This window comes from Microcoleus sp. MON2_D5, from assembly GCF_036701905.1.
Taxonomy (GTDB): Bacteria; Cyanobacteriota; Cyanobacteriia; order Cyanobacteriales; family Microcoleaceae; genus Microcoleus.
In genome coordinates this window covers 1-9,496 of the sequence record NZ_JAUBRM010000147.1, presented here as the reverse complement: position 1 = coordinate 9,496, position 9,496 = coordinate 1, and the positions used below count along the sequence as shown (strand labels likewise).

Here is a 9,496-nt window from a genome sequence, read left to right as displayed (position 1 = left end):
TGCACCTTACTTGCTCTCCATTTTTGGACACCATACCTAATTTACCACTATTTGAGCCTTAACTGAACCGTATTGCGCTATAGCCAATTCGTTGAAAATAGGCATCAAGGTCGATCTCAGTCAGTCGTTGTTGTAATTGCATATTTTATTATCAGAGTCAATGCTGAGTTTCTTCATGGGGAATAATTAATTATTATGTATCCAACGTTCCTTCATGTTTAGCATCGGAGAAATCTATGATTTCGATCGCTCCTTCACGTCGAATCATCCACTTCCCCTGCCGATCGCTCCTTTCATCCCATCAAGTAAATCGGTAATGTCTCTTTGGTCGGGGCCGCGATTATCGCATAGCTGTGCTGACATAACGCATCTCCTTTGCTAATCTCAAAGTTAGTTCTTTACCGCAATTGCTCATGGGTAGCCAATCTACAGCCAAAACTATCTTTCTCCTCGTCTCTATGGTGGGCTGGCTTATCGTTGGTGCATCTTTGATGTATCTTTTTCCGGTCATCGCAGATTGGTTAATATCCTCCGATCGCACCCATCTATGGATGCAGACCCTCAGCCGTAGCGGTTACAATCCTATGCTGGCTTGGGTAGGAGGAGGCATCACTCTGGTTATTACCGTGTCGGGGTATATCCTCTGGCATCAGAGGTTTGAAGGCAAGATTTAGAGCGATGTTGACACTCCTCGACTATCAGGTACGAGGATTCTTGGTTCACAGGGATTCCAACGAATTTACCCTCACCAAGCATCACAGGCGGTATGCCCTACGGCTGCAAGCCCTCTAATTAAAACTACTTGTGCTGCTGCAACATCTCTGTCTGTTGTATACCCACAGCTAGAACAAGAATGGGTTCGCTCCGACAGTTTTTTCTTGCCTGTCTCCACACCACAATTAGGACAAATTAGACTTGTTTTATGAGCACTTACTTTCTGAAAACACACACCATGCTTAAAACAGGTTTGCTGCAAGATAGTAAAGAATTGCCCCCAACTAGCATCTAAACAGTGCTTACCGAGCATTGCTCTAGACAAACCAATCAAGTTCAAATCTTCAACAAATATCATTCCTGCATCTTCGCAAAGTTGGTGTGCCAGTTTCCAGTGCCAGTATGAGCGACAGTTGGCTATATATTCGTGCAGCTTGGCAACTTTCTTCTGAGCTTTTTTTCGGTTATTCGAGCCTAACTTCTTTCGACTGACGCGCTGTTGCAGCAATTTAAGCTTGCGTTCAGCGTCAACGAAAAACTTTTGGCGCTTTACTAGAAGACCGTTGGAAGTCGCTATGAAATTAGTTAGACCAACGTCAATACCCAAAGCTTCGCCGTGAGGCATAACCGTCGGTACAGAAACGTCCCATTGCAGGGTTAGCATTACATACCAACCGCTAGCTTTCTTGACAATTCGAGCTTGCTTGATTGTTGCACCATCAGGAATGGGACGCGATTGATGGAATTTCACCCAACCAATCTTGGGTAGTTTCACCCTCTCGCCTTGAACTGGATTGACGCCCATTTCTGGAAACACAAAAGAACGCATTCCACCAATTTTTTTAAAGCGCGGAAATCCGTGTTTCTGTTCGCACATACTGACAAATGCTTTCTCAAGCCTTCGCAATGTTTGCTGCAAGACGTGGACTTGAACCGCACCGAGAGCAGGAATGTTTGCCCTGGCTGCGGTTAAGTTTTTGCACTGACTTGCGTAAGTCGGTCGCTTTGTTTCCGCAGGGATGATGAATTCAGAACGGATAGAGCAAGCGTTAACTTGACAGCTACGAGATTGAAACCAATGTTTGCGTTCAGCTAGCGCGTAATTGTAGACGCGACGGCATTGCTCTAGCCAATCTTCAAAGATGGCTGTTTGCACCGCTGTTGGTTTCAGTTTAAATTCGTAGGTTAAGTTAAACATTTGCTCTGTCCTTCCTATCCTAATTATAGAAGTTTGGCTAAACGCAAATGCGATTACTCACAATTCTTAATTAAAGCCGGCCACTGAAGAAGGGGCTTGTATCCCATTTTCTTGGTCACAGATCGATTTTGGAGCGATCGAGTTCTGAGTTCAAAGAAGTGTGGGAGGCCTTTGCGGTGAGGCGTAAAAAAAGCCTGCCAAGAAGACTATCAGAATTTTAGATATTTATGAGTGCTGGTTTGATATACAGTGCTTACTTTTTGGAAAACAGCTAAATGCTCTATTTCTAACAGTTTTTGCTGATGTCAAACATTATACTCTGATGTATCTGAAGTGGCAACCGCTAGTAAATTCTCAGTGATTTAGCCTTGAAGTTTCTGCTAGATTGCCTTTAGCTCTTAATAAGAGCATGGTAGTGGTTTTAAAAACTTAACTTTTATTTACAATATGCTTTCTATTTTATCTACTTTACGTCAAGTCTCTTCTCATTTGCAAGAGCGCTTGATTCAATCCTTCACTGTGAATCCAGCCTACGAAGCCACCGTAAATCATTTTGCCATCGGGATCGGCTAAAAAAATGTGGTCAACACCGAGGGGGTTTTTCCAAGCCCTAACCGCTGTTCCATCCCTAAGTCTGATAATCGGATTGGAACTGTTAAAATCCCTGTGGTGTGCTGGTGTCATTCCTGGGACAGCTTCTAAAATCGCGCGAGCCTCCCTGGTAACATCTGAAATGTTGGCAGCGCTGGCTGCTGAACAGCCACATCCATCTGTCACAGTTTGCTTGAGCCTTTCTTTGATATCGCCATCAAACAGGGATAATTGCTCAATCTCATCTAAAAGTTTCCCGTGTGGTTCAGATAAGCGCCTTTGGCAATAAATTGCTGTTAGCAAGTCCTCTAACCCTACTTTTGTTAAGGCATCTGTAATCAATCCCGTCAAACCTAGTACGGCAATGCCTCCGAGCATTCCTGCCGGACCACCTAGAAATGCTAGAGCTGCTGTGATTGCAGCCGCTCCTGTTAAACCTGTCGCAGCCATCGTCACTACCAGGATGATACCTGGTAAACCCAAAGCAGCTACTTTCTTGACGAGTTCATCCATTTTACCAACCTTCGCTGTTGCTTTCTTTCCTTTATCAACCAGTTACCAGCACAAAAAACCTGCTAACGCAACAAGTTATTTATTATATTCTGACCTTGCTGTAGCAGTTTCGACTCGTAGATGGGGAAATTAGATTATCCTGATGGATATGTAGCGGTTCCAAGTCATAGATGAGAAATTTGAGTTTCCTCGCCTAGATTTTTAGTGCTACACCCCCCCTGTCACGGCGGAAATTGTATGTAGTATTAGGCGCTGAGTGCTGGCATGGGTTCCCATTCTGGGGGAAGTACGATCGAAACTTCTTTACTCAGGATGCTTTCAAATTTCTAATTTGTTGTACTCCGAAATCAAGGTATATCTATTGTTGTGTAAGATATTTGGTCAGGTCTGAAACTTCACCAGCGCGTTGCCAGTCACCCTCTCCTCGCCTAACTTTTGTGCGAGCTGTAATTTTCTGAATTTCCCAGAGTTGCAATGCGGTATACGGCCCTTCGGCTTTACCCGATCAAAATACGTACCAGTCAGCAACTTCGGGGGCTGCTGGTCTTACAGGTCGCATCCGAGTTGCCCGAGCATCGGCGCTCAGTTGGTTGAGCCCTTGTTCTATTGGATTTGGAGCGGCTAAGTTTGTGGCAGCAGGCGATCGCTGTATAACGCTCCGCGAAGGAAAGCCGCTGTAGAGTGTCGAGTTCTCAACGAGCTTTCTGCTTACGAGACGATGGAGAGTTCGTCAGTGACTTGAATCCGACCTTTGATTAAGGAGCGAATCAGGCGATCAAGTGAGCCACGTTCTTCTTCGCTGATGGACTCATCGAGGATGGCGGCCATGATGCCATAGCGGTCAGCTACGGTGAGGCGGTTAGTATCGGTGACAGTGGCGATTAATTCGTTGATAGCGCCAGGGAGAAGGTTGAGTGGAGACATAGGATTGCTTTGAACTCGACACCTTAATCATCGCCTGGTTTCCCTTAAGAGCAAGTGATAGTGCTGCTATTTTTCCGTGATAATACCGAAGGTGTTCGGTAAGCCACGTCCGTATTACCAGTGATGGAAATCACACTAACCTAGTGGAACTGGGGAGCAACTAGAACTTTTAGCGCGGCTGAATTTAGGTACGATTGAGGCGGTGAGCAATTCATAAAAAACAATTTAACCCAAGTCGTATTCAGCAATATTCGCCTCGCGCGATCGCACTTATCATACCTCGCTCCAGCAACGCCCCGTAATCTCGCTTTTTCTGGATCTAGTATGCTACTGGTTCAAGTCATGTTAAATCTTGACGGATAACAAGCAGGTTGAAAGCCAAGCTGTGTCAAGGTTTTGAGTTTAGTGACCAAACGAAAAGATACGCTTGCTGTGCGTGAGTCAATAAAAGAGAGTGGCGAGATCCCTTGAATCCGGCTCCAAGCGCTCACGAGCAATCTTATGAGTCAATAAGCCTGTCAATAATCCACTATCTTTTTTGAGGTTCAGGGGCTTCAATGCTTGTAGTATCAAGGTTCCAGAGGCGTTGTCATCCCGTCAACTTTTCGGCTGCCAAGGTCAATTATGAAATTAACCAGCAGTATCCCTCTCGCTGGCTCCGATGGGGAGGATCAGAATACCCCCCTGAACGATCGCTCATAATGGAAATGAAAGCGAGCAAAGTTTATTGCGGTTGAATTTGGACAAGCGCTCGCATTTAGCAAGAACAGCAGTACATCGCCGGTGTAATATTTTTGCTTCAATTCAATTTACCAAAGCTATCAAAGTCAAGGAGATTGACATGGAATGTCCAGGGTGCAAGGGACTCAAAATCGTTCACGTCCGAGCTGTTCCGGGTGTCCACCAGCAATATGATGTGGAATGCCCCGTTTGCGATGGAACTGGAGAGCTTCCAAACACCGCCGAATTCCCAAACCATTGCCCTGCTTGTAGCGAACCTGTCCGTGCTGGGGAGATGTGGTGCGATCGGCATAAACCAGCAGAGCAACTTGAGTAGGCATTAAACTCAGATCAGTGTCAAGAAAGAAGAATTATATTCTTTAGAAACTGATTTTGTAGAAAAAAGCTTCATAATTACTTTAGTTTTGCCAATGAATATTACTCCTAATCAATCTAACAACCCGGGATTTGAGAGACAGAGTTGGTTTAGCAACCGCAAAGCTCTGGAATATATTACGTATTGTTTGAAAGCAGCCCGTCAGGACATCCGCATTGCTTCAGGATTTTTTACGATTCGCGGTTGAGGATTAATCCGACAATATACGACAAACAAAAATACTTATCTTTTAGTGGGGCTGGATGAGCCGGGAGAAGAATGCGCTCGGCAAGCTTTAATTGCAGAGATTATGCGGGATCTGCGAACTGGTTTAGACCGAGAACGGCGGCAAGCTGTGTCTGACCTAATAGAAAAAATCCAATCCCATCAATTTCAAATGGTTGATGCCCGAGCCACCGATCACCACGCCAAACTCTATATTATTGATGACTAAACAGCGATAATTGCTTCTTCAAATCTAACGGGGCGGGGGTTGCTAGAACGAATTGAAGCAGGTAATCTAGTAACAGATCGGCAAGAGGTGATTGCCTTAGTTCAAGAATTTGAAAAGTATTTTAAGACTGCTCATAATATCACTCAAGAAATTTTATCAGCGCTATTGAAATGGCTTCAATTTGCTAGCCCTTGGGATATTTATCTCAAAACCATGCTGGCTTTTGAGAATGTTCAACCCGTCCAGACTCGTTATCAAAAAAAGCCTGTTTCCTATCAGGTTAATATGATTGCTCAAACCTTGCGGCAGATTAAAGATTTCTCTGGCTCAATGCTGGTAGCCTCAACAGGTTTGGGAAAAACTGTAGTTGCAGTTCATGTCGCTCTGCACCTGCGCGATGAGGATGTTATTGACAATGTAATGATTATTGGTCCTAAGTCTGTCCGCAGCAATTGGCAGCGGGAAATGAGAGAAGCAGGCTTACACTGTGAATATTTCGTGCGGCAAGCTTTTGACAAGACAAGTTCTAAGCAAGATTCTAGTTTAGAAGATTTTCAGGAGATACAAAAATCTCTCGACCAACAGCGGTAGTTGCTCATTATTGATGAAAGTCACGAATTTAGGAATCGCTTCAAGCAAGACCTTTTTAATATGAAAAAGCAACCTTCAGAGCGGCAAGCTTTTATTCGCCTGCGAGAGTTCTGTCAAAAAGGGCAAGAAAATCTTAAGGTTTTACTGTTAACGGGATCTCCGTATGCTAGGGATATTGAGAATATTAACAATCAATTATTTCTGCTGCCTCACACTGCTGAAAGTCATGCCTTATTACCGGATTATGTCGATGATGCGAGGGCTTGGAAGGTCGGGAACGCTTCGGAGTTCGTCCAGCTTCCCGTAGCCAGCCAGCTTACCACTCCTCACGTTGCTAAATATTACGGTCAGCAAGAAGGGCAAGATATTTATATAAAATTTGGGGAAAACCACCGCTACATTCCCAAAGTAAAGTTACACACTATAACGTTTCCGCTTATTTTTGATACAGAACTCACGGACGCTATTCTTAACGGCTGCGTTGACCTGAATTCCCGCAACTCTATGTTTCGAGAAGTATTTAAACGAGTTGTAAAAATTGCGTGGGCTAGCTCTCCTCTCTCTCTTCAGGGAGTATTAGAAAGGGTGAGCGATACGCCGGGAGGAAGCAACGCTTATGAGTTAGAGAAACTTCAATTTACTTGGAGTCGCCAACAACGGCAGTCGGTGCTGAAGCCGCTGATAGACGAGTTAAAAAAATTCAATGAAAGTTCTGACATAAAACTGCAAGCTTTATCTAGCATTATTCAAAAAGCTCAAACTAATTATCAAAAAGTTATTATTTTTTGCGAACGCCATGCTACCGTTATCTACCTCCATAATTCGTTAAAAAAACTGCTTCCTTCTTTGCAAGTAACCGCAACTATCGAGTCTAACAATGATTCTCAAAAAATTGAGATGAAAGAAACAAAAGAAATAGAAAAGTTAATTAAGCAATTTGCTCCCATTGCCAACGCAGCAGAGGAGGAATCTGAGAAAACTTACGACGTTTTTATCTCGACAGATGCTCATGGAGTTGGCGTCAATATGCAAGATGCGTCGATCGTGATAAATTATGATATTGATTGGACTCCGATTGGACCAACCCAAAGAGCGGGCAGAATTTTACGGTTTTGGCATTTGCCTCGCACCATTGAAATTTATGCTTTTGTTCCGACTTTAACTTCACCCACAAAACTTCAGTATGATTTAGTGGAAATTCAGAAAAGATGGAAAAATTTAATAGTTCGCCATCAAGAGTCGAAAAAGCTGATTGATTTGCCAGTTTTAACAAGCGACGATACTCAAGAAATTAATTTAACAGCAATGGCTTCTCGAACTACCATTCAATCTGGTGAACTCAATCTGGAAGCCCTGGCGGATGTCGATATTTCTCCTTACTATCAACATACTGCTCAACTGCAACTAAACCGTAGGTACGCTGAAGGTATTGCCAACGATATAATTAGCGCTAAAATTTATTCAGAAGAAACCCCTTCTGTTTATATCCTCCTTTTACACAACAAAGCGTATCATGGAGTTTTTTACAACCCCCAAAAGCTTGAATTGCGCGAGCCAAACATTGTTAATGTTTTAGAAACCATTGCCTGTCATGAGGGAACAGAAATTGCTAATGTCGATTACGATGAAGTTGAGAAATTAAGCGATTCTTGCATCCAAGCTTGGTGTGAAAAACACGATGCAAAATGGGAAGAGGTCGAACGGATCTGTACACTGTACCTCAAGCCAGAAAAAGCAGAAGATGGGTTGGCAGATTTATTGATTTGACTTTCCAGTTCCCTGCTAAGAGTTCCCGATTGCCTTTGAGGGCGTCAAATTTTACAGGCTTTAAGCTGTGCCATCCATTCCCCAAACCCCACACGGCGAAAGCGAGTAGGCTCGGTCTTAGTAGGTTCCAGAACTTGCCAAGAGTGCCAGGGGAAATGACCGATTGGAAGAACACTGCGATCGGAAGCTGACTGTTTAGTGGTTAAATCCTTAAATTTAAGCCAGGTTCCGTTTTGCTTCCACCCCACAGCTTCTCCAAACTTGGTGTAATCTCGATTCACTTGAGAACTTTCCCAAATTTGGCGCTGAATGCCGAACCCAAATCGTGAGCCACTTGCTTCTCGCCAAAGTTGATCTAGAGTTTTGAGATGTTTACAGGGCATCGAGCGGATTTGTTCGGGTGTAATCTCGTCTACAGTTTGCTTAAGTGCCAAGGCATCCGTTGAAATCACCGCCTCTTTAAATAGATCACTGATTGCCGAATCCATCCAGGGCCAATCCTGAGCTTGCGCTGCTTTCTTCAAATCGTATGAAGGCCAAAAGCAACCCTGCTTAGAAATTGCGCCATTTGTCATGGTGGCGTTGCAAAGCCGTGTATCGCGAAAACCCGTAATACCCGTATCGGTCAAATCGGCTCGATCGAGATAAGCCGGATCATGCTTCAGTTCGCTGAAGTCAGCCGCTACCAGTTTTGCCCTAATCATAATCGCTCCCTGCAAATCGGCATCTCTAAAACGCGCACCATTCAGGCTAGCGTTGCTGAAGTTTGCCTCTTGGAGGATTGCCCCAGAGAAATTGGCTCTGGTAGCCTGAGTATAGGAGAGCAAAGCATTGGTTAAATTTGCTTCGCGTAAGTCAGTGTCAATCAGGTGAGTAGCAGCATCTGAGAAGTCTGCCCGTTGGAGATTGGCTCCTTGCAAGTTCGCCTCCGATAAATTTGCCTCTCGGAAAACATGGTGAGAAAAATCGGCACCGGCTAAGTTTTTACCCCTCCATTGCACAGCCCTCAAGTCAAAAATCTTCTCATAGGTACGCAGACGGTGCCAGTGGGAAAATTTGGCTAGGGCAAAGATAGCGATCGCACTTCCTCCCAATCCTCTTAATATCCACCAAACACTTTTTTTGTGCCACATCCTGAGTTACCCGCAGTAAAAATTTTGCCAGCCTATTCTAAGCCAAAATTGAGAAATTCTGTCTGCCGCCTCTCAAATTTGCCGTTGGCTTGCATTATAATTACCTTCGTGCAAATACCTGAGCAACATCAAATGCCAGCTTGTACATTCATCTAGCCAATTTAGAAACATTCTGTGAATATCTGCCTTCGATGTATTGGGCAGTGCCATATTTAAAACTGTGTTGCTCAGCGCTTCTAATTCTTGTTCTTGATGGTGGCGCATTGCGGTGCCAAGGGCAGGTGAAAATGCCACTTTCCGCATTCGTCAGCACAAAAAGCCAGGTTTTACTGCAATCACAATTAGGCTTCAGCCAAGATTATTTGTAACGCCCCAGGTTTTACTGCTGTGCCTTATGCAGCAGCCCGTGTAGAAACTTCTTCAAGAATAGAAAATAATTGGGTGCATCTCACTTTTGCAAATATATGAAAAAAGCGCGAAAATGAAAAAGCTAGTAAAACTGTGAAAAAAGATGA

General features: G+C 44.0%; 11 protein-coding genes and 1 pseudogene. 5 read left to right on the top strand and 7 right to left on the bottom strand.

Features of this window, described 5'->3' with window-relative positions; all coding sequences use genetic code 11:
• Nucleotides 1–413 precede the first annotated feature (413 nt).
• Nucleotides 414–674, top strand: a complete 261-nt coding sequence (locus tag QUA47_RS29025; RefSeq protein WP_333335639.1) for a hypothetical protein — start codon at nucleotides 414–416, stop codon at nucleotides 672–674.
• A 71-nt stretch (nucleotides 675–745) separates the two neighbouring features.
• On the opposite strand, the gene QUA47_RS29020 is transcribed toward QUA47_RS29025, so the two are convergent.
• The 5 genes and pseudogenes from QUA47_RS29020 to QUA47_RS29005 all read right to left on the bottom strand — a co-directional run bounded on the left by QUA47_RS29020 (nucleotide 746) and on the right by QUA47_RS29005 (nucleotide 5,001).
• Nucleotides 746–1,912: a transposase gene (locus QUA47_RS29020; protein WP_333433339.1), complete on the bottom strand. Its 1,167-nt coding sequence runs from the start codon at nucleotides 1,910–1,912 to the stop codon at nucleotides 746–748.
• A 468-nt stretch (nucleotides 1,913–2,380) separates the two neighbouring features.
• A complete protein-coding gene (locus QUA47_RS29015; protein ID WP_333433338.1) occupies nucleotides 2,381–3,016 on the bottom strand; it encodes a hypothetical protein in 636 nt (211 codons plus the stop codon).
• A 358-nt stretch (nucleotides 3,017–3,374) separates the two neighbouring features.
• Nucleotides 3,375–3,506, bottom strand: a pseudogene (locus QUA47_RS31115) (hypothetical protein); the annotation flags it as partial.
• Nucleotides 3,507–3,724: 218 nt separating this feature from the next.
• Nucleotides 3,725–3,940, bottom strand: a complete 216-nt coding sequence (locus QUA47_RS29010) for a hypothetical protein (protein ID WP_333433337.1) — start codon at nucleotides 3,938–3,940, stop codon at nucleotides 3,725–3,727.
• Between the two features lie 866 nt (nucleotides 3,941–4,806).
• Nucleotides 4,807–5,001, bottom strand: coding sequence for a hypothetical protein (locus tag QUA47_RS29005; protein WP_333433336.1), 195 nt, complete (start codon nucleotides 4,999–5,001; stop codon nucleotides 4,807–4,809).
• A 90-nt stretch (nucleotides 5,002–5,091) separates the two neighbouring features.
• Here QUA47_RS29005 and QUA47_RS29000 point away from each other — a divergent pair, with 90 nt between their 5' ends.
• From QUA47_RS29000 to QUA47_RS28985, 4 genes are read left to right on the top strand one after another with little or no spacing between them, the layout of a single operon-like run.
• Nucleotides 5,092–5,244, top strand: coding sequence for a hypothetical protein (locus tag QUA47_RS29000; protein ID WP_333433335.1), 153 nt, complete (start codon nucleotides 5,092–5,094; stop codon nucleotides 5,242–5,244).
• A 45-nt stretch (nucleotides 5,245–5,289) separates the two neighbouring features.
• The gene (locus QUA47_RS28995; RefSeq protein WP_333433334.1) at nucleotides 5,290–5,490 is read left to right on the top strand and encodes a hypothetical protein; all 201 of its coding nucleotides are present in this window, start codon (nucleotides 5,290–5,292) and stop codon (nucleotides 5,488–5,490) included.
• A gap of 39 nt (nucleotides 5,491–5,529) precedes the next feature.
• Complete coding sequence (locus QUA47_RS28990) at nucleotides 5,530–6,081, top strand: DEAD/DEAH box helicase family protein (RefSeq protein ID WP_333433333.1); 552 nt, start codon at nucleotides 5,530–5,532, stop codon at nucleotides 6,079–6,081.
• Between the two features lie 60 nt (nucleotides 6,082–6,141).
• Nucleotides 6,142–7,848 (top strand): C-terminal helicase domain-containing protein, encoded by a 1,707-nt coding sequence (locus QUA47_RS28985; protein WP_333433332.1) that lies wholly within the window; start codon nucleotides 6,142–6,144, stop codon nucleotides 7,846–7,848.
• A 44-nt stretch (nucleotides 7,849–7,892) separates the two neighbouring features.
• Here QUA47_RS28985 and QUA47_RS28980 read toward each other — a convergent pair whose 3' ends face one another.
• Together QUA47_RS28980 and QUA47_RS28975 are read right to left on the bottom strand one after the other, a co-directional pair.
• Nucleotides 7,893–8,981 carry a pentapeptide repeat-containing protein gene (locus QUA47_RS28980; protein WP_333433331.1) on the bottom strand — a complete coding sequence of 363 codons (1,089 nt, stop codon included), beginning with the start codon at nucleotides 8,979–8,981 and terminating at the stop codon, nucleotides 7,893–7,895.
• Between the two features lie 72 nt (nucleotides 8,982–9,053).
• A complete protein-coding gene (locus QUA47_RS28975; RefSeq protein ID WP_333433330.1) occupies nucleotides 9,054–9,275 on the bottom strand; it encodes a hypothetical protein in 222 nt (73 codons plus the stop codon).
• Nucleotides 9,276–9,496: the final 221 nt, after the last annotated feature.